Origin of the sequence: Notoacmeibacter ruber (genome assembly GCF_003668555.1) — a bacterium.
In the GTDB taxonomy this organism is placed as follows: domain Bacteria; phylum Pseudomonadota; class Alphaproteobacteria; order Rhizobiales; family Rhizobiaceae; genus Notoacmeibacter; species Notoacmeibacter ruber.
The window spans coordinates 1,695,858-1,719,079 of record NZ_RCWN01000001.1; the positions used below are offsets into that span (position 1 = coordinate 1,695,858).

Consider the following 23,222-nt stretch of genomic DNA (forward strand, 5'->3'; position numbering starts at 1 on the left):
TCATGCTCCCATCAGGAAAAGGAATGTGGCATGACCAGACTTCTCGTTGTTGAAACCAGTCCCCGCGGCAACGCCTCGGTCTCGCGCAACATGACGCAACGCTACCTTGCGGAATGGCAGGCGCTGAACCCGAACGGAAAGATCATCACCCGGGATCTTGCCGATGAAGCGCTTCCGCACGTCACGATGCCGTGGCTTGCGGCCTATTTTACACCGCCCGACGCACAGACGGCGGAGATGAAGGCACAGTTGGCGCTCTCCGATACACTTGTTCGGGAACTTCTGGACTGCGACGAACTTGTGATCGCCACGCCGGTCTACAACTACAACATTCCCGCCGCGCTCAAGGCGTGGGTCGATCATATCGTGCGCAAAGGCTTGACGCTCGGGTTCGATGGCAGCGGCCTGGTCACCGGGAAGAAGGCCACGTTGCTGATCGCCTCGGGCGGCGAATATGGTGAGAGTTCCCTGATCAGGGACCGCGACATCGCCACTCAATATCTCAGGATGATCCTGAGGGTACTCGGAATCGAAAATACCACGGTCGTCGCCGGCGGCGGTGCCAAGAATGTGGATCTCGGACAAATCAACATGGAAGACTTCGTGGGTGGACTCGATATGCGGCTTAGAAAGAAGGTTTTGGCTTGAACTAGGCCCCCGATCGTCGGCAGCGATCTGCCGAACTGATGATAAATGTCATCGTCGGCAGGTCGGGCGCATAATCCTGCAGAAAGGGGCTTTCGTCGCCGCGAATGAAGGAGCCTCTCTCCTCCAGAGCGTTCGCCCTGCAGTCATTCCGCGCAAGGAAGTTGATGGCGCCGTACCATCGGCAAATTCAAACGCCAGACATGAAAAAGGCCGGCGAATGGCCGGCCCCCTTCCCGGGTCAAGTCGGCGATGCCAGTTCATCCGTGGTCATCGCGCCAAAACCCGTCGCCAACACCCGCGAACGAATCGCGGGGTGGCGTATCTCAGTCGATTACGCTGCGGACAGGTTCGCTGCAGCGCTCTTGCCGGTCTTGCGGTCGGCAACGACTTCGTAGTTCAGCTTGTCGCCTTCGGCCGGAGCAGCCATGCCGCTACGCTCGAGAGCGGAGATATGAACGAAAACGTCCTTGCCGCCATCGTCCGGCTCAATGAAGCCGAAGCCTTTGGTGGTGTTGAAAAATTTTACGGTACCGGTCGCCATCTGCGAAGTTCCTTTCGAAAATCGGTACAAAGATACGCCCCCGTGGGACGCGGTGAGTATCGATATTTCAGAGAGTTCACAGTGCGCGCCGCTGACGCGAGGATGGGAAACGTCCATCAAGATCGATGCCTGCCATGTAATCTCCGGCACGCTAAATTGCAAGGACCAGAAAGGGATATCTCAGGCCGCGTCAAATGATACTCTCGACGATCCCTCCTTCAACCCGCAGCGCGGCGCCGGTGGTGGCACTCGCCTGTTCCGAGGCGACATAGACGACCATATTGGCGACTTCCTCCGGTGTCGCGGCACGCCGTATGATCGTGCTGGGCCGGTCGCGCCGCGCCATTTCCGCCGCCGCTTCCTCGAAGCTGGTATTCTCGTCGATCTCGTCCGCCAGCATGGTCCTGACGCCTTCCGTAAGCGTCGGTCCCGGCAGTACGGAATTCACCGTCACACCGGTGCCCGCCATCACCTTGGCAAGACCGCGGCTCGTTGCGAGATTGGCAGCCTTCGTGACACCGTAGTGAACCATCTCTCCGGGAATGTTCACAGCGCTCTCCGACGAGAGGAAAACGACCCTTCCCCAGCCCTTGTCTTTCATGGCCGGCAGGTAGGCGCGCGACAAACGGACGCCGCTCATCACATTGACTTCAAGAAACGTCTCCCAGGTCGCGTCTTCGACCTCGAAGAAATCCTCGGGGCCGAAAATTCCGACATTGTTGACAAGGATATCGACCGAACCCGTCTTCTCGACCAGATCCTTGCAACCTTCCGCCGTTCCGACGTCAGCGGCCACCGGCAGCAAGACGCCTGCGCCATCGACCGATTGGGAAAGCTGCTCCGCCGCGTCGCTCGTCTTCTCTTCATCCCGGCCATTGACGAAGACCTTGGCGCCGGCTTGGGCAAGACCTTTCGCGATGGCGTAGCCGATGCCCTGCGTCGAGCCTGTGACGAGAGCCGTTTTTCCCGAAAGTGAGATATGCATGATGGGCTCCTCGAATGTCCTGATTGACGCCCCACATGGCGCAGATGGCAGCAGCGGCAACATGGCGCGCCGCAAGGCTGCGATGCGGTCAGCGCATCTGAGCGCCACCCGCCGCCTTGGCTCGATCAGCAGGCAGATTATTTTGGACGGTTTTGTGTCTGACCGCCTGAGAGGGCTTAGCCCGGCAGCGTAACGATAACGGGCTGCCGCTCGGTCGCGATCACCGTATGCTCATACTGAACGCAAGGCATCTCGGGCTCGCTGTAGAGCGTCCAGCCATCGTCCCCGCCTCCGGCAAGGTGGCCCCCCATAGAAAGGAACGGTTCGACCGTGAGCACCAAACCCTTGTGGATGCGGCGCTTGTCATGGCGCGTCGGCCATGTGGCAATCTCGTCAGGATATTCATGTAACGACCGGCCAACGCCGTGACTGGCAAGGTTGCGGATAAGCGTATAGCCCCTTTTGGACGCGAAGCGCCCGATAGCATTGCCGATATCCGACAAAGGTCTGCCGTCTGAAACCTGAGCGATACCGATCTGTCGGGCGCGCTTGCCATCGCGACAGAGCCGGTCGAGCGCAGGCCTCACCGTGCCGACGCGAAATGTCGCGCCCGTATCGGCGAAATAGCCGTCTTTGGACGCAGAGACATCGATATTGACCAGATCGCCCGCGGCGATGACCCGGTCGCCGGGAATGCCATGAGCGATCTCTTCATTGACGCTGATGCAAGTTGCACCCGGGAAATCATACATGGACTGAGGAGCAGAAATCGCGCCTTCCCGCTCGAGAAGGACACGGCCGATCTCGTCCAGTTCGCCCGTCGTCATTCCAGGTTGAACCGCACGCCCCATCGCCTGCAGAATATTGGCGACGATGCGGCCGATGAGTTTGATACCCTGCAGCTCGTCTTCATTCGTGATCGTCATCGCCGAGCCTCTCTTTTTCTGAAGACTTAACCAGCACTCCGGAAAGTGCCAAGGCCATGGCCAATCGCCAGCCGAACGGCACCGAACGACGTTTGCTGAGAAACGAATTCAGGAGGACTGACCAAGCGCCTGCGGCTCGGCTTTGACGACGCCTGCATGGGCGAACTCGCGCGCCTTCTCGGCCGAAACAGGTCGCGAGAGCCAGTATCCCTGCAACTCGTCACAGCCCAGATCGCTCAATACCCTGCACTGTGTCTCGTTCTCGACACCTTCCGCGAGGGAGCGAGCGCCAAGGTTGCGACACATCTGGATAATGGTCTTGATCATGTCGCGTCCATCATAGGGATCGCTGACCCGCACAACGAAACTTCTGTCGATCTTGATTAGATCGGGACGGAAATGGTGCAGGGAGCTAAGGCTGGAGTAACCGGTGCCAAAATCATCGATCGCGATGCTGCTGCCGATGGCCCGCAGCATATTCAACGCACTGAGTATGATATCGAGTTGGTCGCTGAACGCACTCTCGGTGATCTCGAAGGTCAGTTGCTGGCCGGAAACACCCGATCGCTCGATGATAGTCAAAAGGGCCAGCATCTGGGACGACGAAGACAGGTCGTAGATCGACAGATTGACCTTTAGTCTCAGACCTTCAGGCCAGTTCTGCATCTCGCTCAGCGCCCGTCGCAGAACAACGCGGGTGATCGCATGGATGGTGCCGCAACGCTCCGCCACCGGAATGAACTCTCCAGGCATGACGTCGCCAAGGTGCGAACTTCGCCATCGCACAAGGACTTCGAAGCCAATGAGCTGCAAGTTTCTGGCATCGACGACAGGCTGAAAAACGAGGTGCAGTTCCTCTTCCAGGTCGGCGCTTTTGAGAGATTGCTCGACGATGGCGGTACGCCGGATCTGGTCTTCATGCTCCGGCGCATAGAGCTCGACCCGGCCCCGACCGGTCTGCTTGGCATGAAAGAGGGCAAAATCCGCGCGCTCGATATGCTTGCTGGGCTTCTCGTCAATGTCGGTCTCGGTAACCTCGTTGATGCCGATCGACGCCCCCACGGTAACGACCAGATCGCCCTCGTAGATCGGCATGGCACACTGTCTGATGATGCGCTCGCCATAGTCGATCAGTTTCTGCGAACCGCCTTGCTGCGGAAGAAGGATAGCGAATTCATCCCCTCCCATGCGGGAAATGGAGAGAACGCCTTCTCCTTCGCTGGCCTCGGCCAGACGTTCGGCTACGACGCGAAGCACCTGATCGCCGACCGCATGTCCGTGCGCATCATTGAGCTTCTTGAAGCCATCGAGGTCCATCATCAGGACTGTAAATGCGCAGCCGCTTTGAACCGCCTCTTCAAGCTTGTCGTTAAAACTGCGCCTGTTGTCGAGTTGTGTCAGAGAATCGGTAGACGCCAGTCGTTTCTGCCGAACATACATCTCGTCCAGTGCGGCGCGGGATTCGACCAGATTGGCAAAATCGCGCGAGAACACATAGGCGACATACAGCATAGCACTGGCCACTAGCATCAGGTTCACGGCGACGGCCCATTCGATGGGCGATCCATTCGCAGCAAGGATCAGAGAGAACGCCGGAATCACCAGGAGCGTCGTGAGCATGGCGAGCGTGCGCACATGCATTAGCAGCGCTATACATGACACCACGGTCACACCTACGAAAAGAACAATATGTCCACGGCGACTAATGCCTGCGCCAAAGCCGGGTCCCGGCTCGGGATACATGTAAAGAATTCCCGACCACGCCATGAGTGTGACGGACAACAGAACGGTCAGAAGGGTTGTCTTGACGACGACCCGACGCGACTCGTCAGGCGAGAGCACCTGATTGCGAGCCCGAAACCACTGGACGCAGCGGATCACCATGACGGTGATTGCAATCAACGAAGGATAGACGCTTAAATAGGTAGGAACACTACCGAAATGAGTGATGGCCATTGCAAGGGTTTCGATCCCGAGCACGACATAGAGAATCGGGACGCGATGCTTGAGCGCCTCGACTTGAGAGACGACGAGCGTGTCGGAGGTTTTCCCTGTCAGAATCTTGGCCAGCACTTCACCCATACGCTAAGATCCTGCTGCCCGTCGCGCCTGACAGCAAGTGCAGCGACATGTGCGTTTCAATGGCATATTCTTTCGAGATTCTATTCCCATCGAATTCCGTTTTGCCTTCACGAGTAGATAAGTTTCGCACGCAGCCGTAGACGAGAGCTTAACGCCGCAGAATATTCAGGCATCGGAAACAACAGACTACTCTAACCTACCTTCTATTTTAAGATAATGATTCGAGCGCTGGGATACAGCCCATCTTGCTCCAGGCAAGAAAATCTGTCTGACGCATCTGCATTTTGTAAAAATCCATACAAATTCACAGACCTCGCCGTACTGCGCCGCACAACGTGACACGTTTTTGACAAACGAGTCGTCAGTTTGCGCGTGACATTGGGAAGACCGCAGACCATATGGCTTGGCAAGCGGTTCGGTGGATCGCGGGAGGGGTCTCTTCCGCACTGCCGCATCAAAGAAGCGTTACAGATTTTTACATTGTCATAGAGGAGGGGCGAGATGAGCGCCTATCAGCAAGATATCCAGGCCATCAAGGATCTGAAGAAGAAGTTCGAGAGCTGGGGTGACATCGAGCCCGAAGCGGTCGCTCGCATGCGCGCCCAGAACAAGTTCAAGACCGGTATCGACATTGCCCGCTATAACGCTGCGATCATGCGCGAAGACATGGCGGCCTACGACAATGATCCCGCCAATTACACGCAGAGCCTCGGCGCATGGCATGGCTTCATCGGCCAGCAGCAGATGATTTCGATCAAGAAGCACTTCGGATCGACCAAGCGCCGCTACATCTATCTTTCAGGCTGGATGGTCGCAGCGCTGCGCAGCGAGTTCGGTCCCCTGCCCGACCAGTCCATGCATGAGAAAACCTCCGTGCCGGAACTGATTGAGGAGATCTACACCTTCCTCAAGCAGGCCGATGCCCGCGAGCTTGGTATGCTGTTCCGTGAGCTGGATGACGCCCGCGAAGCCGGCGACACCAACCGCGCCACCGAATTGCAGCACAAGATCGACAATCACGAAACCCATGTCGTGCCGATCATCGCCGATATCGATGCCGGCTTCGGCAACGCGGAAGCGACCTATCTGCTGGCCAAGCAGATGATCGAGGCGGGCGCTTGCGCGCTGCAGATCGAAAATCAGGTTTCGGATGAGAAGCAGTGCGGACACCAGGACGGCAAGGTCACGGTCCCGCACGAGGATTTCCTGCAGAAGATCCGCGCCCTGCGCTACGCCTTCCTGGAGCTTGGCGTTGAAGATGGCGTCATCGTCTCCCGCACCGACAGCCTCGGCGCCGGTCTTACCAAGCAGATCGCCTACAGCAAGGAGCCGGGCGATCTCGGCGACCAGTACAACGCTTTCCTCGATTGCGAGGAGGTCACGGTCGACGACCTCAATTCCTCCGACGTCGTCATCAAGCGTGACGGCAAGCTGATGCGTCCGAAGCGCCTGCCGTCCAACCTGTACCAGTTCAAGCAGGGCACCGGCGAGGACCGTTGCGTGCTCGACTGTATCACAAGCCTTCAGAACGGCGCGGACCTACTCTGGATCGAAACCGAAAAGCCGCATATCGGCCAGATCGGCGGCATGGTGAAGCGCATTCGCGAAGTCATGCCGAACGCCAAGCTGGTCTACAACAATTCGCCGTCCTTCAACTGGACGCTGAATTTCCGTCAGCAGGTCTTCGATGCTTGGAGCGAAGAAGGCAAGGATGTCTCGGCCTATGATCGCGACAAGCTGATGAGCGTCGATTATGACGGTACGGAACTTGCCGAAGAGGCGGACCGTCGCATCCAGTCTTTCCAGGCGGATGCAGCCCGTGAGGCCGGCATTTTCCACCACCTCATCACGCTCCCGACCTATCATACGGCAGCCTTGTCCACGGACAATCTCGCCAAGGGTTATTTCGGAGACGAGGGCATGCTGGGTTACGTCAAGCCGGTCCAGCGGGCGGAGATCCGTCAGGGCATCGCCTGCGTCAAGCACCAGAACATGGCCGGCTCCGACATTGGCGACGACCACAAGGAATACTTTGCCGGTGAAGCAGCCCTAAAGGCTGGCGGCAAGGATAATACGATGAACCAGTTCGCCGCTGAGTGACCTCCGGCACTGCGATTGGTTACATCAGAAAGGGCAGGCTCAACGTCTGCCCTTTTTGTGTTCCGCAACCCCTTCCCGATGGCGTAAACAATCCGTTAAGCGTTTCGGCGCATCATCCCGGTATGAAACACGGTCGACCAATCGGATTGTCATCCCTCGACCACCGGCTGCCCCATTCTCCAGTCGGCGACGACGATCATGTGATCGATTTCGCCGATCTGTTTCTTCTGCCACAACGTCCGACGATCCATGCCCTCGTCTCGCGTCTGATCCAGCATTGCCTTCGCTGGCGTAGCGTTTCTCGCGATCATCGCGAGAGGCTTTGATCCTCTTCAGCCCCGACTTCGTACTTGGCCAGAAAGGCCTCGATCGGCAGGCTCTGCATATCCTCGATCGCCGAATAGAGAGCATCGAGCGACCAGTCCCAGATGCAGAGAGCCTCCAGCCGCTTTGCAATCAACTCGGAAAAGCGCTGCCGGATAGGCCGCGCGGGTACGCCGCCGACGACCGTATAGGGTGGAATATCGCGCGACACGACGGCATTGGCGCCGATAACCGCACCGTTACCTATGGAAACCCCCGGCAGGATGACGGCGCCGTGACCGATCCAGACATCATGGCCGATGATCACCCTTTGGCTGGCACGCTTGGACCGCCAATCCGCATCGAGCGATTTCCAGCGGAAATACTCATTGGGCCGATAGCTGATCTTGTGGCTGAGAGGCCGCTCGATCGGATGCGCCAGAGCGTTGATCCGGACATTGGCAGCGATGGAACAGAATTTGCCGATATCGGCATGGATGGCTTCACCGTGCCGTTCGAAATAGGAAAAGTCGCCAACGACCACGTCGCGAAGGACAACCTTTTCACCGATCTCCGTATAAGGGCCGAGCCGGCAGCCTTTTAGCCGGGCCGTACCGGCGATACGCGGCTTGGGGTCCAGAAAACGCAGTTCGGACTCCACGCTCTCTTCCTCGCCTGCCTGATCGCCCCTATCGCTACTCACTGGCTGGGCTCGCCCTCTTCCCAAACGACATCGGCATTCCAAAGCGGCACAGTCGAAATGCTCATCTTGGCCGATCCGTCCTGCACCTGCGTGGCGTGGGCGAGATAGATCAGCGTCTTATTCGCCGCATCATAGATGCGGGTCACACGGACGCTCTTCCAGATCAGGGATTGCCGCTGCGAGAAGACGTGCTCGCCTTCCTCGTCGAGTTCTATATCGCCGATCTCGACTTGTTCAGCCGTTTGTCGGCAGGCAATCGAGCTGTTCGATGGGTCTTCGAACCAGTTACCCTTCTGCAGGCGGTCAATCACGCCACGTTCGAAATAGGAAACATGGCAGGTCACGCCCTTCACCTTTGGGTCGGCAATCGCCTCGACAACGATGTCGTTACCGAGCCAGTCGACATCGACCTCTCCGATCTGCTCCGCGAAGGATGGTTGGGCGAAAGCGCACATCGCAGCAAGTGCGGGCAGGAAAATCCTCAATTTCGAATACATCAGAAGAAGCCTTTCTGGACGTCTGGGGGCATGAAATGGCATATAGGCGAAATGATATGGCAATCCCACACCAGAAGACTGATCGGCGTAAGCGTTCTCGGCGGTATTCTCGCAATCGGTGGCGCCACGCTTCTGGCCGGCTGGCAACAGCATGGCATGGCCATATACCAGGCTCTGCTGATCAACGGGCTGAATTGCTTCTGACCCGATAAAGCGGCTTGCTGCCGTGAGAAGAAACGCCAAGCCCGTCACCCATATTGCCTCGGAGGGTCTTTCGGCTATCTTTGGCACCTCTTGAGGTTGCACCTCGCCGCGGAGCGGAACTCTTGCACGATATTGCACTGAAACTGGCCTTTATCGGCGCGGCTGGCATCGCTGCGCAATGGATTGCCTGGCGGCTTCACCTGCCGGCGATTGTTCTGTTGCTGGTCGCCGGCTTCACCGCCGGGCCATTGACGGAATTCATCGATCCTGTTCGCGATTTCGGCGATATTTACCGACCCGTGGTCTCGCTCGCCGTCGCTATCATCCTTTTCGAAGGCGGTTTGACGCTGAACTATCGCGAAATTCGCGAAACCTCGATCGGCGTAAGGCGGCTGATCTATTTTGGCGGGCCGCTTGTCTGGGCCTCGACCGCTCTGGCGGCACACTATGTCGGCGGCCTGTCATGGCCGACAGCCGCGGTGCTGGGAGCGATCCTCGTGGTGACGGGTCCAACAGTCATCATGCCGATGCTACGCCACGCGCAACTCGCCAATCGCCCCGCTTCGCTCCTGAGATGGGAAGCCATCGTCAATGATGCGCTCGGAGCGCTTTTCGCCGTCATCGCCTTCGAAACCTATCTGGTGGTCTCCGGCTATCACGAGGCCGGCAATTTGCTCGTCAGCATTGCTTTGGCTTTCGTGGCTGCGGTGGGCGGCGGCTATCTTCTCGGACGTTTCATCGCCTATGCCTTCACACGGGGCCATGTCCCTGAATACCTCAAGGTGCCGACCCTTTTCGCATTGGTCATCGCAGGTTTTGCGCTCACCAACCTGATCCTGGAGGAAGCCGGGCTTCTGACTGTCACGGTGATGGGTATCACCCTTGCCAATAGCCGCATGGCGAGCCTTGGCGATCTGCGACGCTTCAAGGAAGCGATGACCGTTCTCTTGGTTTCGTCGCTGTTCATCCTGTTGACGGCTGCGCTGGATATGGAGGTTATCCGCCAACTCGGCTGGCAGGCCCTCGCCTTCGTGGCTCTCGTCATGTTCGTGATCCGGCCGCTGATCGTCGGCCTGGTCACCATCGGTGCAAGCCTTTCGTGGAAAGAGCGGCTTCTCGTCGGCTGGATTGCGCCGCGTGGCATTGTGGCCGTGGCCGTGTCCGGCCTTTTCGGCGCCGCTCTGACAGCCAATGGCGTCGAAGACGGCCCCGTCATGGTCGCCTACGCTTTCGCCGTGGTCACGGCCACGATCCTTGCTCATGCGTTCACTCTCTCACCCCTCGCCCGCCTGCTGGGCCTGCGAACGGCGACACGACCCGGCGTTCTCATCGTCGGTGGTTCGCGCTTCACGACCAACTTTGCCGCACGGTTGAAGGATGAGAAGGTTCCCGTGCTCGTGACCGATCGCGAATATGACAGGCTGCGCGAAACGCGCTTGCGCGAGATCCCGACATGGTTTGGCGAAGTGCTGAGCGAGGAGGCTCATCACCGGCTTGACCTGAACCGCTTCTCGACCATTATCGCGGCGACAGCGGACGATGCCTACAACACGCTCGTTTGCACCGATTTCGGCCCTGAAGTCGGCCGCGATCGCGTCTTTCAGATCGGCGATGGCCGGCCTCGACCCGAAAGCCAGACCATGAACTTCACGCTGGGAGGGCGTCCTCTCACACGCGATCCGGAACTGGCCTATTTTGATCTTCGCGCGCTGATCGACCGTGGCTATGTTTTCACATCGACAACGCTGACGGAGGAATTCACCTTCGAGCGTTATCAGGAGACACGGCCCGAAAAGACCATTCTTCTGCTCTGGATCACCAATGCGGGCGATCTTGTCTTCCGGTCCACAACCCGCGAGACCGATCCGGCGCCGGGGCACCGTCTCATCAGTTTCGGGCCGCCGCCGCGCGATGCGGAAACACGCAAGCGCGAGCACGAGGAATGGCGGAGTGGAAAACCGGCCCAGCCGGACACCGAACGTCAGACTCGGGAACCCGTGCCGCTGGAAAACCTCCCCTCCGATCCACCGAAGCCCAACCTGCCATGACCGACGAGAGCTGCCGCCTCTATCTCACAGCGGACAAGCCGACGGCGACCGCTGCTTATGAGTGGCTTAGCCAAAACTATGAGGATGACGGCTATGCCGTCGCCCTTCAGGAGATCGATGAGAAAAAGCAGGTGTTCGAAGCCTCCGTCTACCCGCTCGACCAGGTCGACGCGATAGCGACGAGGTTCGAAGACTGGATCGCCAGGAACGCGTCCAGTTTCAATCTGCAAAGAGAGACGTTTGAGGACGTCGATTGGGTCGCGCGGTCGTTGGAAGGGCTGAAGCCTGTCCATGCGGGACGGATCAGCGTCCACGGCCACCACGATTGTGACTCGATCGCTCCCGGACGTCTCAAGATCGAGATCGAAGCAGGACAGGCTTTCGGCACCGGCCACCACGGAACGACATCAGGATGCCTGCTGATGCTTCAGCAGATCATGCGTTCGGAAAGGCCAGGCAGGATCCTGGACCTTGGAACGGGCAGCGCAGTGCTCGCCATCGCGGCGGCAAAGCTCGCGCCAGCCTCCGTGCTCGCAACGGATATCGATCCCGTGGCGGTTTCGGTGGCAAGACAGAATATTGATCTGAACGGCGTCGCTTCGCGGGTGAAATGCTGCACCGCAACAGGATTTGCGCATCCGGCAATCGCAGCCGGCGCGCCATATGATCTGATTGTTGCCAATATCCTTGCCGGGCCGCTCAAGAAGCTGGCGCCCGAGATGGCACGCCACGTTACAGCGGGCGGGTCTATTCTGCTATCCGGGATTCTGGATGAGCAGAGACGGAGCGTCATAGCCGCCTATAGCGGCCAGAATTTTCGTCATATCAGGACCATCCATCTTGAAGGATGGTCCACCATTCATCTCAAGCGTTGAAAGGCTTAGCGCTCGCGCTTGGTGCTCGTGAAGCCGGCGCGGCGGAGGTCTTCGCCGTCGACCATGGAGAGCGGGCCACGAACATAGGCTGCTGCCTGGCGGGTGCGGGCTTCGACAAGGGCGTCGAACATACCGCGAAATACGTTTCTGCTGGTCATCGCATTGTTCCTTGCTGGGAGTTTTCTCTGTTTGGTTGATGAGAAGATGCGACCTTCAGCCCGTCTGCACCAGAGTCATATGTGCATGACTATCCTTCGTTTTTTGCATATGCGAAGAGACCATCCAATTAATCGTTTGTTTAGCACGCTTAAGGTGCGGCCTGCCTTGAACGGGGGCTCGTTGCGCCTTAGCGTATCGTCCTCTTTTGATTGAATAAGGCAGATTGGAATTATGGCGCGTTTTCAGTCGTTTACGGACCCTTCTTCGAAATCGCCCGTCGCGGAACGCGTCGCGGCGCTGAGGAAGCTGATGCGACAGAAGGAACTCGACGCCGTACTCATACCCCATGCCGATGAGCATCAGAGCGAATATCTGCCCGAGCGCGCCGAGCGTTTGGCCTATGTGACCGGATTCACCGGATCCGCCGGCGCTGCCATTATTCTTGCGGACGAAGCGATTCTCTTTGTTGATGGCCGCTACACGGTTCAGGCCGGGAATCAGGTCGATCCTCAACTCTTCCGTATCGAGAGCCTTGTTTCGGATCCCCCCGCCCGCTGGCTCAAACAGCAACGCGCTCCGCTCCGGCTTGGGATCGATCCCTGGCTCCATACGATCGGCGAAACCAAGGCCCTCGATAATGCCCTGCACGCAAGGAACGGGGAACTGGTCCTGCTCGAAGACAACCCCGTTGACGTGATCTGGTCGGACCAGCCGCCCCCGCCCCTCGGCCAGACGCGTATCCAGCGTCAAGAACAGGCTGGCAAACTGGCGAGTGAAAAGCTCGAGGAATTGCAGGCCAGCATCAAAGAGGCCGGTTTCGATGCGACGGTGCTCACCGACCCGGCGTCGGTTGCATGGGCGCTCAATATTCGCGGTTCCGACGTCACCCATAATCCGTTGACCCTGGCCTATATGATCCTGCTGGCAGACGGTGAGCCTGTGCTGTTCGTTGATCGGCGAAAGCTGGACCGTGAAACCCATGCCTATCTGCGGCAGATGGTGACGCTGAACGAACCCGACGAGTTTGCAGGGGCCTTGAGCGCGCTCGGCAAAGAAGGCATGCGGATCGGGTTGGACCCCGCTCTCGCCTCGCGAGGTATCGGCGACGCCATCACAGGCGCCGGAGGATCGGTTGATCCTTTCGAAGATCCCGCACGGTTGCGCCGAGCGATCAAGAACGCCGTCGAAATGGAAGGCGCAAGACGGGCCCATCGGCGAGACGGCGCAGCGATGGCAACCTTCCTGCACTGGCTGTCGGATCAGGCGCCGGGAAGCGTCACCGAGATTCAGGCCGTGGAAAAGCTCGAGAAATGCCGGATCGAGATGGCGGAAGCCGACGGGGTCGCACTGGAAGACATTTCATTCGACACGATTTCCGGCGCAGGCCCAAACGGCGCGATCATCCATTATCGCGTGACGGAGCAGACCAATCGCACATTCGGCGAAGACGAGCTCTATCTCGTTGATTCCGGTGGCCAGTATATCGACGGCACGACCGATATCACACGGACCGTCGCGATCGGCACGCCGACCGGTGAGATGAGACGCCACGCCACCACCGTCCTGCGCGGTATGATCGCCCTTTCGCGCGCTCGTTTTCCCGAGAAGAGTTGGGGCTCCGAGCTTGATCCAATCGCCCGCGCGCCGCTCTGGTCGGCAGGTATGGACTACGCCCATGGCACGGGCCACGGCGTCGGCTCGTTTCTGGCGGTGCATGAGGGACCGCAGCGCATTGCCAGAACGGGCAAGGTTCCGCTGAAAGCGGGCATGATCGTCTCGAACGAGCCGGGTTTCTATCGCGCCGGCACCTACGGAATCCGCATGGAAAATCTTCTGCTAATCGAGCCGGCATCGGAGATCGCGGGCGGCGACACGCCGATGCACAGCTTCGAGACGCTGACGCTTTGTCCCTTCGATCGTGCCGTCCTCGACAAAAACCTGATGAGCCCGGATGAAGTTGCCTGGCTCGACGCCTATCATGCCCGTGTGATGGAAGAGATCGCACCGCTGGTTACGCCGGAGGTGCGTGCATGGCTGGAACGTGCCTGCGCGCCGCTCGCCAGTGTCTGACTCGGATTAGCTGAACCCGATCTGCCGCAGAGCGATCAGCAGCACGGCGGAAGAAAAGAACATCCCCGTCAGCTTGGCCCGAAGGCCGACAAAGGCTGCGAAAACGATGGCGACCCACTCGGCCGGCCCCGCGTCTATCAGGGCGGGGGCCACCAGCGTCGTCAGCACCGCAGCGGGAACCGCGTTCAATCCAGCCTGAACCCGCGGGTGGATGTGGTCGAATCGACTCAAGACGAGATGGCCGCCAATGCGCGTGCCGTAGGTCGCAATTCCGCCGAAGATGATGATCCAGATCATCGGATTCATGTCGGCCGCTCCTCCGGTTCTGCGTCCGTCGCCGGAGCGCCGATAACGACGGCCGCCGCAATGCCGCAGAAAGCGCCCAGAGAAACATGCCATGGCGAGCCGACAGTCACCATTGCCACAATGGAGCCGATCGCGCTCGAGATCACGATCGGAAAGAACGGCTTTCGCGAGCGGAAGTCGTAGAGCATCCCGAAGAAGTAAAGAGGCAGCATGAAATCGAGGCCAAGCGCCTCGGGATTATCGATCAACGAGCCGAACCTCGCACCAAGGTAGCTTTCCAGAACCCAGAGACCGTAGAGGATCAGTCCGAGACCGAGATACCAGGAAAACGGCACAGGGCGCTCCTCGGCCATCTTAGCCGATTCCGCAAATTGCGGATCGGTCAGGACGAACCAGGCAACGGCTCGCTGCCAGACCGGCCAGTGCATGAGCTTCGGGCCGATCGCCGCAGAATAAAGGATATGGCGGAAATTGACGGCGAAGATCGACAGCACGATCAGCCAACCGGGCACTCGCCCGTCGAAAAGCTGCAACCCGACCATCTGGCTCGCACCGCCGAAGATCACCGCGCTCATGAAGGTTGCTTCGAAGATGGAGAGGCCGGAATCAACCGCGAGTGCGCCGTAAAGAAGACCGAACGGCGCGATTGCCGCACAGACTGGCAGGCCCCGAAGAACACCAGCCCAGAAACCGGGCGCGGATGAAGACTGCGTGAGCGCACTCATCAGTTCAGCCTCCAGCAGGGAGAAACGCGCGCGATGGCTTCACCGGCAGGAAAACGGGCTGCCCAGATCGTTTCAAGCACCGTATTCATGCACCTTCACCCACCCGCTCGAACCACTCTTCTTCGGAGATAACCTCGATGCCGAATTCTTCCGCTTTCTTAAGCTTGCTGCCAGCGCCCGGGCCCGCCACCACCAAATTGGTCTTCTTCGAAACCGAGCCGGCAGCTTTCGCGCCAAGGCGTTCGGCCATGGCCTTGGCTTCGTCCCGTGACAGCCGCTCGAGCGAGCCCGTGAAGACGATCGTCCAGCCGGCGACAGGGGAGTCGGCTGCAGCCGGTGCTTCGCTTTCCTGCACATCCAGCTCGGCGATCAGGCGATCGACCATCGCGCGATTTTCTTCCTCGGAGAAATAACGGCCTGACGCTTCGGTGACCGCACCGCCGATATCATCGAGCGCCTCCATCTCGGCCTTCGCCTCATCATCGCCCTCGGCAAGTTTTCGCGCGGCATCCTCAAATGCAGCCCATGAACCATACGCTCGGGCGAGCGTTCGTGAGGTCGTCTCGCCGACATGCCGTATACCGAGCGAATAGATGACGCGGTCGAGAGGAACGCTCCGCCTCGCTTCGATAGCATCGAAGAGGTTGCTCACGGAGGTTTCTCCCCAACCTTCCATGTTTTTCAGTTTGTTGAGGGAGACCTGCTGCCGTCTCTGCAAGGTGAAGATATCGGCCGGTTCCCGGATGCGGAGGTTGTCGTCATCACGCTCGTAGAACCAGTCGATCTGCTTGTCGCCGAGCCCGTCAATATCGAAGCCCTTGCGGCCAACGAGGTGTTTCAGATGCTCGCGGCGCTGATAGGGACAGGCGAATTCGCCGGTGCAGCGACGCACCACGCCTTCGACGCCGCCAGCCGTCGTCTCCCGCACCAATGGCGTTTCGAGATGGCAAACGCAGTGGCTGGGAAAGCTGTAGGGTTCGGAATCGTCCGGTCGCTTGTCTTCGTCCACTCCGAGAATCTGTGGGATGACGTCCCCTGCCCGCTGAATCTGCACCGTGTCGCCAATACGCACGTCGAGCCGCGCGATTTCGTCGGGATTGTGCAATGTCGCATTGGTCACCACCACGCCGCCAACCGTCACCGGTAGCAACCGGGCGACCGGCGTATGCGCGCCGGTCCGACCCACCTGAATGTCGATAGCCAGAAGCTCGGTGACCGCCTTCTCGGCCGGAAATTTATGGGCGATCGCCCAACGCGGCGAACGGGAGACGAAGCCGAGGCGCTGCTGCAGTCCGAGATCGTCGACCTTGTAGACCACGCCATCGATATCGTAGCCGAGGGACGCCCGATCTTCTTCAATCCGATGATAGTGTGCGATCAGCGTTTCCAGATCGGTGAAACGCTCCATCAAAGGGTTGATGGAAAACCCGATCTCCGACAGCCATTGAACCATGCCCATCTGCGTTTCGCGCGGACGTTTGGACAATTCGCCCCAGGCATAAGCAAAAAAGGCGAGCGGACGGGAGGCGGTAATCGACGAGTCAAGCTGCCGTAGCGAACCGGCGGCCGCATTACGGGGATTGGCGAAGACACTCTTGCCCGCTTCTTCCTGACGCTTGTTCAGCTCTGCGAAATCATCGTGGCGCATATAGACTTCGCCGCGCACTTCCACGATTTCCGGCACGTTCCCTGTCAATTCGACGGGGATCGTATCAATGGTCTTTGCATTGATCGTTACGTTCTCGCCCACGCGGCCATCGCCGCGCGTTGCGGCAGTCACCAGGCGCCCCTTCTCATAGCGAAGCGAAAGCGACAGGCCGTCTATCTTCGGCTCTGCCGTCAGCGCCAATTCGCTGTCGGGGTTCATTTTTAGAAATCGGCGGACCCGCGTGGCAAAGTCCCGCACATCTTCATCCGAGAATGCGTTGTCGAGAGACAGCATGGGCAGCGCATGCGTGACCTTCTCGAATTTCTCGGACACCGGTGCTCCGACACGCTTCGAAGGTGAATCCGGCAGCACCAGTTTCGGAAAGCGCGTTTCGATCGCAGCATTGCGCTTGCGCAGTTCATCATAGGCGGCATCGGAAATGGTAGGATCGTCTTCGCCATGATAGTGGCGGTCATGTTCTGCGATCTCGGCTGCAAGCCGGTCGAGTTCGGCGCGTGCCTCAGTTTCGGTCAGTTCCTCGACCGTCTTCTTGCTGGCCACCTTCGATCTCCCATACGCCCGACAGACGGACAGCGATAGCGGCCCGACGCTACGACGATCAAGCGTAAACCTGTCGCGACGACAACAAGTCAGCCGGCCTGTGTCGCGTGAAGCAATTTTTCAGCTGCGGCGCGCGCTTCATCCGTCACCGACGCACCGGACAGCATTCGAGCGATCTCCTCGCTGCGCTCCCGGCGCTCCATCAGCGAAACGGATGTCGCCATGCGGTCCTCTCCGCTCTTTGCGATGAGGAAATGGTGCTTGGCCTGCGCCGCAACCTGCGGCGCATGCGTAACGGACAGGACCTGAACGTTTTCAGCCAAACGGGCCAAGCGCGCTCCGATGGCGTCGGCCACCGCGCCCCCCACTCCGGTATCGATCTCGTCGAACACCAGCGTCGGCGCCGATCCGCGATCCGCCAATGCGACCTTGAGAGCGAGGAGGAAGCGCGACAACTCACCACCCGAGGCGACCTTCATCATCGGTCCGCCATTGGTGCCAGGATTGGTCTGGACCCAGAATTCGGCACTATCGATACCGTCCGCCGCCCGGTTGGAGCCATCGCTTTCGAAATGGACGAAAAACCGGGCGCGGTCGAGCTTGAGAGCAGGCAACTCAGCCATCACGGCGTTGGACAGGGCATCCGCCGCCGCCTTGCGCTTTTCAGACAGCACAGACGCCGTAGCGTCATATTCCGCCTCTGCCTCTGCCACGGCTTTTTCCATTGCCGCCAAGCGCTCTTCACCAGCGTCGATATCGGCGAGATCGCTCACCATTCGGTCGCGAAGTTCCGGCAGGTCGTCAACCGACACCCCGAACTTCCGGCTGGCTGCGCGAAGGGCGAACAACCTTTCCTCGGTTGCCTCAAGATCGTGGGGGTCGAACTCGGCGGCGCGCTGCGCCTCATCCACCCCGGCCTGGACAGCATCCAGCGCAATCATCGCCTCATCCAGCGCCGAGACGATTCCGGAAAGCAGCTCGGGCTCGTCCTGGCTCTTGCGCTCAAGTCGCCGCATTAGACCGGCAAGTTGGCTCATCGGGGCATTCGGGTCCGACAAAACCTCCTGCGTGTCTGCAATTTCGACCGCAATCTTCTCGGCCTTCTGCATATTGGTACGGCGGATCGCGAGATCCTCTTCCTCGCCGGGCTGAGGGTCGAGTTCCGACAATTCTTCCGACGAAGCCCGCAGATAGTCGGCCTCACGCGCGGCCTCCTCGATCTTTGCCCGGTGCGCCGAAAGCTCATGCTCGGCTTTCCGCCAGGCCGCATGGATACGGCCAAGGCTCTGCACCTCCCCGACGAGACCGCCGAAAGCGTCGAGGAGCAAGAGATGCGCCGCCTGATCGACCAGCGCTCGATCGTCGTGCTGTCCGTGAATTTCGACGAGTTCCGCCCCAAGCCGACGCATGAGAGCGACGGATGACGGCCGATCATTGACGAAAACGCGTGTCCGCCCGTCGGCAGTCTGGACACGGCGGAGAATGATGTCGCCATCATCCTCCAGTTCGTTATCGCGCAGGACCTGCCTCGCCGGATGGCCGGCAGGAATGTCGAAAACAGCCGTCACCTGTCCCTGAGATTGTCCGGCGCGGACCAGGCCGGCATCGCCACGCGCACCAAGCGCAAGAGAAAGGGCGTCGAGAAGAATGGACTTTCCGGCTCCGGTCTCGCCCGTCAGAACGGACAAACCGTCCGACAAATCGAGATCGAGCCTCTCGATCAACACAATGTCACGAATCGAGAGAGAAGCCAGCATCGCTTGCCGATAGGTCCGTTTCGTCGGTTGCCGGCGCGGCCTCAGCTTCCCGACGTCTCGCCGAAGACGACGCGGCTCAACCACCCACCGGAGCTCTTCTGCGGCTCATAGCCACCCTTGTTCAGCAGAGCATAACTGTCCTTATACCACTGACTGTCCGGGAAGTTATAGCCGAGAATGGCGGCAGAGTTCTGGGCTTCATCGACGAGCCCCATAGCCAGATAGGACTCGGTCAGACGAGCAAGCGCTTCTTCCACGTGGCGGGTGTTGGAATAATTTTCAACCACGTAACGAAACCGGCGGATTGCTGCGAGATATTCGCGGCGCTCCAGATAATAGCGGCCGACCTGCATTTCCTTGCCGGCGAGCTGATCGCGACCGAAACGGATTTTCGCCTGCGCATCCGGAACATATTCACTGTCGGGCCAGCGCGTCACCACCTGATTCATGGTGCTGATCATCTTCTGCGCCGCGTCCTGATCGCGCGTGACGTCCTTGATCTGCCGCCAGTAGGACAGGCCGGCAATATAGGTCGCATAGGCGGCGTCATCGGTCGCCGGATAGAGCGTAGTGTAACGCTTCGCGGTCAGAATGGCGTCATCGTACTGGCCTTGGCGATATTGCGTGAAGGCCTGCATGACGAGCGCCTTGCGCCCGAAGTCGGTGTAGGGATGCTGATTCTCGACGGCCTTGAACTTGCGGCCGGCTTCAGTCATCCGGCCAGCTTCAAGATTGGCAAGGCCCTGATTGTAAAGTGTATCGGCGGGCTCGATGTTTTCGACGTACAGAGCCAGATCCGCGTCGTCCGTCGACGAACATGCCCCGAGGGCCGGTAATGCCGCCAATGCGACAAGACCCGCGATCATTTTGATGCGTCCCATTGGAAAGCGCTCGATCTGCTCGACCATTTCTATTCCCTCAACCCCAAATTCCGGACTACGCCATAAAGGAAGCGAAGCCCGGCGGCAATCACGCATCTCTGGTGTTCCGTCAATGTGGCAGCGCTGGGGCGAAACGGTCATTTGAGTCGCATGCCCGCGACTGATGCCGACCGTGTGATGCGCGAGCCTCAGTCAATCAGTCGGTCTGCGGAGACAAATTCGGAGCGGCTGCAACCGGCATGGCCATAGCACCGGCTCGCGCCCCGGTCCGCGTTTTGGCGCTCTCGACACGCCAGGCGCTCTTGTCATCGAGCAGGGCCTTCAGCGCCATCGCGTTGATGCGATGGCCACTGCGATACGAGTGGAAAGTGCCGATGAACGGCATGCCGGCCAAGGCCAGATCGCCGACCGCATCCAGCAGCTTGTGACGAACGAACTCGTCCGCTCCACGAAGACCACCGGGATTGACGACACGTTCATCGTCTCCGACGACAACGGTGTTCTCGAGGGATGCGCCAAGGGCATAGCCAGCGGCCCAGAGGCCTTCAACGTCCTTCATGAAACCGAAGGTACGAGCAAAGGCAATCTCGTCGCGGAAATCGCCGGCTGCCATATCCAGTGTCGCATGCTGCGCACCGATGACAGGATTGGCGAAGTCGATCGATACATCGAAACGCATACCATCCGACGGCAGGAATTCCGCAAAGGCCTGTCCGCTCTGCACGCGAACAGTCTTCAAAACGCGAAGATAACGCCGCGCAGCTGAAAGCCTGCGGATACCCGCTTCCATAAAGCCGTCCACGAAGGCTCGGGCGGAGCCATCCATGATCGGAACTTCGCCCTCATCGATTTCCACGATCATATTGTCGATGCCACAGCCCATCGCGGCCGCCATCAGATGCTCGATCGTGGCAATGGAAGTTCCGCAAGGCGCGCCAAGCACGGTCGCGAAAGAGGTTGCGATCACGGACTGGGACTTGGCCGGCAGGCTGACAACACGCCCATCATCCAGGGTACGATGGAAAACGATGCCGGTGTCAGCGTCAGCGGGATGACATTCGATACGTACGAGACGGCCGGAATGCACACCCGCGCTCTCGAATTGAATGCTTTCACGCAAAGTCGTCTGACAGTCTGACACTCACTTGGTCCCCAAGTCGTAAAGCATGACTCATGCTTCTTAATGGTTCTGAAAACCCGCCCCATCCCCATAGGCATTCGGGTATTGGACGTTGGTAACCGGCGGATCGGAAAGAGGGAAATCACGCTTGTTTACCTGAGTGCGACAATTCGTAACGTTCACGTCAAAGGCGTTGCCGTATTTGCCTCAATCCCTTGCAAAGCAAAGGGCCGGCTCCTTTCGGAACCGGCCCTGAAACGTGATGACTTTGTGGCGATCAGTTGGCCTGACGACGAAGGAATGCCGGAATTTCGAGCGCTTCCTCTTCGCTGCGGACGGCCGGGTTGAGGCGTCCGACATGGTCCGTCTGGCCACGGCGTGGTGCATAGACCGACGAGTCCTGACCGGTCGGGCGACGATCGGCGGCAGCCGGAGCATTCTGGCGAAGCGCCGGCGCACGCGGTGCTTCGGCGTGAGCCGCAGCGTCTGCATGACGGGCTTCTTCCTCGCGGCGGCTAAGGCCGGTCGTCAGCTTCTTGATCAGGCCGAGCGGACCCCGCTCGGCTTCATCGGCACGGACGTCGTGACGATGAGCGATCTCTGCGCGAAGCTGCGGCGGGAAATCCTCGACGCTCGGCATACGCGGCATTTCGCTGGCCGGTTCGCTCCGCTCGACGGGCTTGGGCGCGGGAGCCGCAACGCTCTCACGTGCAACGGCCTCGTTGAAAGCCAGGCTTTCCTGACGCGGTGCCGGAGCAGCGGCAGGCTGAGCCGGCATTTCGCTCTCACGACGCTGCTGAACAGCCGGGGCTGCCGGTTTCGGTGCAGCAGGAGCCGGCGCGGATTGCGGCATGGCGCCGAAGATCTGGCTCGTCGGACGAGCCGCTGGCTCGGTCACGGCCGGACGCGGCTGCTGCGGGGCTGCCGTCATTTCTGACGGACGCTCTGCTGGCGCCGGACGGGGAGCCGGCTGCGCCGGAGCAGCGGGACGGACTGACACCGGGCGCGATTCCAGAACAGGCTGCTCCATGCTCGTGGCGTTGCGATCGATACCGGTGGCGACGACGCTGACCCGGATAATGCCTTCCAGGCTCTCATCGAACGTCGCGCCGAGAATGATGTTGGCATCGGGATCGACTTCCTCGCGGATGCGGGTTGCCGCCTCGTCCACCTCGTAGAGGGTGAGGTCGCGACCGCCGGTGATCGAGATCAGCAGCCCTTCCGCGCCCTTCATGGAGCTTTCGTCCAGAAGCGGGTTCGCGATAGCAGCTTCGGCGGCAGCCATTGCACGGCCCTCGCCCGATGCTTCGCCGGTGCCCATCATCGCCTTGCCCATCTCGCGCATCACGGAGCGGACGTCGGCGAAGTCGAGATTGATAAGGCCTTCCTTGACCATCAGATCGGTGATGCAGGCGACACCGGAGAAAAGAACCTGGTCCGCCATGCCGAACGCATCGGCAAAGGTCGTCTTGTCGTTGGCGATACGGAAGAGGTTCTGGTTCGGAATGACGATCAGCGTGTCGACGGCCTTGTGCAGGTCCTCGATGCCCTGGTCGGCGATCCGCATGCGGCGCTTGCCCTCGAAATCGAACGGCTTGGTCACGACACCGACGGTAAGAATTCCCTTTTCACGGGCAGCGCGCGCCACGACGGGAGCCGCGCCTGTTCCCGTGCCGCCACCCATGCCGGCCGTCACGAAGCACATATGTGTCGACGAAAGATGATCGACGATCTCGTCGATGCATTCCTCTGCAGCGGCGCGGCCGACTTCCGGCTGGCTGCCGGCGCCGAGGCCTTCGGTCACGTTCGCGCCAAGCTGGATGATCCGGTCGGACTTGCTCATCGCCAGCGCCTGGGCGTCGGTGTTGGCGACGACGAAGTCGACACCTTCCAGGCCGGCGGAGATCATGTTGTTGACAGCGTTGCCACCGCCGCCACCCACGCCGAAAACGGTGATGCGAGGCTTCAGTTCGGTGATGTCAGGCTTATGCAGATTGATACTCATGGTCTTCCCGTCCTTTAACCCTCTAGGGAGGCTCCTGCGACTAATTCTGGCGATGGCCACGGGGGCAGCCTTCGCCGG

The 23,222-nt window shown here is 59.7% G+C and carries 21 protein-coding genes; 6 read left to right on the plus strand and 15 right to left on the minus strand.

Going from position 1 to position 23,222, the window contains the following annotated elements; genetic code table 11:
* Nucleotides 1-30: 30 nt before the first annotated feature.
* Nucleotides 31-648: an FMN-dependent NADH-azoreductase gene (locus D8780_RS08060; RefSeq protein WP_121645127.1), complete on the plus strand. Its 618-nt coding sequence runs from the start codon at nucleotides 31-33 to the stop codon at nucleotides 646-648.
* Between the two features lie 331 nt (nucleotides 649-979).
* Here the strand turns inward: D8780_RS08060 and D8780_RS08065 are convergent, their stop codons facing one another.
* The 4 genes from D8780_RS08065 to D8780_RS08085 form a co-directional block, all read right to left on the minus strand.
* Nucleotides 980-1,189 carry a cold-shock protein gene (locus D8780_RS08065; protein ID WP_121645128.1) on the minus strand — a complete coding sequence of 70 codons (210 nt, stop codon included), beginning with the start codon at nucleotides 1,187-1,189 and terminating at the stop codon, nucleotides 980-982.
* A 190-nt stretch (nucleotides 1,190-1,379) separates the two neighbouring features.
* Nucleotides 1,380-2,174 (minus strand): SDR family NAD(P)-dependent oxidoreductase, encoded by a 795-nt coding sequence (locus D8780_RS08070; protein ID WP_121645129.1) that lies wholly within the window; start codon nucleotides 2,172-2,174, stop codon nucleotides 1,380-1,382.
* Nucleotides 2,175-2,350: 176 nt separating this feature from the next.
* Complete coding sequence (gene map, locus D8780_RS08080) at nucleotides 2,351-3,100, minus strand: type I methionyl aminopeptidase (RefSeq protein ID WP_121645131.1); 750 nt, start codon at nucleotides 3,098-3,100, stop codon at nucleotides 2,351-2,353.
* 108 nt (nucleotides 3,101-3,208) lie between these two features.
* Complete coding sequence (locus D8780_RS08085; protein WP_121645132.1) at nucleotides 3,209-5,182, minus strand: putative bifunctional diguanylate cyclase/phosphodiesterase; 1,974 nt, start codon at nucleotides 5,180-5,182, stop codon at nucleotides 3,209-3,211.
* Between the two features lie 501 nt (nucleotides 5,183-5,683).
* Here D8780_RS08085 and D8780_RS08090 point away from each other — a divergent pair.
* Nucleotides 5,684-7,282: an isocitrate lyase gene (locus D8780_RS08090; RefSeq protein ID WP_121645133.1), complete on the plus strand. Its 1,599-nt coding sequence runs from the start codon at nucleotides 5,684-5,686 to the stop codon at nucleotides 7,280-7,282.
* A gap of 149 nt (nucleotides 7,283-7,431) precedes the next feature.
* On the opposite strand, the gene D8780_RS16000 is transcribed toward D8780_RS08090, so the two are convergent.
* The 3 genes from D8780_RS16000 to D8780_RS08100 are packed head-to-tail and all read right to left on the minus strand — an operon-like array spanning nucleotide 7,432 to nucleotide 8,785.
* Entirely contained in the window at nucleotides 7,432-7,560 is a 129-nt protein-coding gene (locus D8780_RS16000; protein WP_281004563.1) for a hypothetical protein, read from the minus strand.
* Nucleotides 7,561-7,589: 29 nt separating this feature from the next.
* On the minus strand, nucleotides 7,590-8,246 hold the full coding sequence (locus D8780_RS08095; protein WP_245412389.1) for a DapH/DapD/GlmU-related protein: 657 nt from the start codon (nucleotides 8,244-8,246) through the stop codon (nucleotides 7,590-7,592).
* A 38-nt stretch (nucleotides 8,247-8,284) separates the two neighbouring features.
* The gene (locus D8780_RS08100; RefSeq protein WP_121646458.1) at nucleotides 8,285-8,785 is read right to left on the minus strand and encodes a CreA family protein; all 501 of its coding nucleotides are present in this window, start codon (nucleotides 8,783-8,785) and stop codon (nucleotides 8,285-8,287) included.
* Nucleotides 8,786-8,815: 30 nt separating this feature from the next.
* Here D8780_RS08100 and D8780_RS15745 point away from each other — a divergent pair, with 30 nt between their 5' ends.
* The 3 genes from D8780_RS15745 (at nucleotide 8,816) to D8780_RS08110 (ending at nucleotide 11,912) form a co-directional block, all read left to right on the plus strand.
* On the plus strand, nucleotides 8,816-8,989 hold the full coding sequence (locus D8780_RS15745; protein ID WP_158598467.1) for a hypothetical protein: 174 nt from the start codon (nucleotides 8,816-8,818) through the stop codon (nucleotides 8,987-8,989).
* Between the two features lie 122 nt (nucleotides 8,990-9,111).
* Nucleotides 9,112-11,037, plus strand: coding sequence for a cation:proton antiporter (locus tag D8780_RS08105; RefSeq protein ID WP_121645135.1), 1,926 nt, complete (start codon nucleotides 9,112-9,114; stop codon nucleotides 11,035-11,037).
* On the plus strand, nucleotides 11,034-11,912 hold the full coding sequence (locus tag D8780_RS08110) for a 50S ribosomal protein L11 methyltransferase (protein ID WP_121645136.1): 879 nt from the start codon (nucleotides 11,034-11,036) through the stop codon (nucleotides 11,910-11,912). The genes D8780_RS08105 and D8780_RS08110 overlap by 4 nt, the downstream gene beginning before the upstream one ends.
* 5 nt (nucleotides 11,913-11,917) lie before the next feature.
* On the opposite strand, the gene D8780_RS15825 is transcribed toward D8780_RS08110, so the two are convergent.
* Entirely contained in the window at nucleotides 11,918-12,070 is a 153-nt protein-coding gene (locus D8780_RS15825; RefSeq protein ID WP_199699569.1) for a hypothetical protein, read from the minus strand.
* A 232-nt stretch (nucleotides 12,071-12,302) separates the two neighbouring features.
* On the opposite strand from D8780_RS15825, the gene D8780_RS08115 reads away from it, so the two are divergent.
* Nucleotides 12,303-14,141, plus strand: coding sequence for an aminopeptidase P family protein (locus tag D8780_RS08115; RefSeq protein WP_121645137.1), 1,839 nt, complete (start codon nucleotides 12,303-12,305; stop codon nucleotides 14,139-14,141).
* A gap of 6 nt (nucleotides 14,142-14,147) precedes the next feature.
* Here the strand turns inward: D8780_RS08115 and D8780_RS08120 are convergent, their stop codons facing one another.
* The 7 genes from D8780_RS08120 to ftsZ all read right to left on the minus strand — a co-directional run bounded on the left by D8780_RS08120 (nucleotide 14,148) and on the right by ftsZ (nucleotide 23,144).
* Nucleotides 14,148-14,447: an AzlD family protein gene (locus D8780_RS08120; RefSeq protein ID WP_121645138.1), complete on the minus strand. Its 300-nt coding sequence runs from the start codon at nucleotides 14,445-14,447 to the stop codon at nucleotides 14,148-14,150.
* Nucleotides 14,444-15,172 (minus strand): AzlC family ABC transporter permease, encoded by a 729-nt coding sequence (locus tag D8780_RS08125; protein WP_121645139.1) that lies wholly within the window; start codon nucleotides 15,170-15,172, stop codon nucleotides 14,444-14,446. The genes D8780_RS08120 and D8780_RS08125 overlap by 4 nt, the downstream gene beginning before the upstream one ends.
* 85 nt (nucleotides 15,173-15,257) lie before the next feature.
* Entirely contained in the window at nucleotides 15,258-17,381 is a 2,124-nt protein-coding gene (ligA, locus tag D8780_RS08130) for an NAD-dependent DNA ligase LigA (RefSeq protein ID WP_121645140.1), read from the minus strand.
* An 89-nt stretch (nucleotides 17,382-17,470) separates the two neighbouring features.
* Nucleotides 17,471-19,138: a DNA repair protein RecN gene (gene recN / locus D8780_RS08135; protein WP_121645141.1), complete on the minus strand. Its 1,668-nt coding sequence runs from the start codon at nucleotides 19,136-19,138 to the stop codon at nucleotides 17,471-17,473.
* A 41-nt stretch (nucleotides 19,139-19,179) separates the two neighbouring features.
* A complete protein-coding gene (locus D8780_RS08140) occupies nucleotides 19,180-20,019 on the minus strand; it encodes an outer membrane protein assembly factor BamD (RefSeq protein ID WP_121646459.1) in 840 nt (279 codons plus the stop codon).
* Nucleotides 20,020-20,215: 196 nt separating this feature from the next.
* Nucleotides 20,216-21,160 carry a UDP-3-O-acyl-N-acetylglucosamine deacetylase gene (gene lpxC, locus D8780_RS08145; RefSeq protein ID WP_121645142.1) on the minus strand — a complete coding sequence of 315 codons (945 nt, stop codon included), beginning with the start codon at nucleotides 21,158-21,160 and terminating at the stop codon, nucleotides 20,216-20,218.
* A gap of 256 nt (nucleotides 21,161-21,416) precedes the next feature.
* A complete protein-coding gene (gene ftsZ, locus D8780_RS08150) occupies nucleotides 21,417-23,144 on the minus strand; it encodes a cell division protein FtsZ (protein WP_121645143.1) in 1,728 nt (575 codons plus the stop codon).
* Nucleotides 23,145-23,222: the final 78 nt, after the last annotated feature.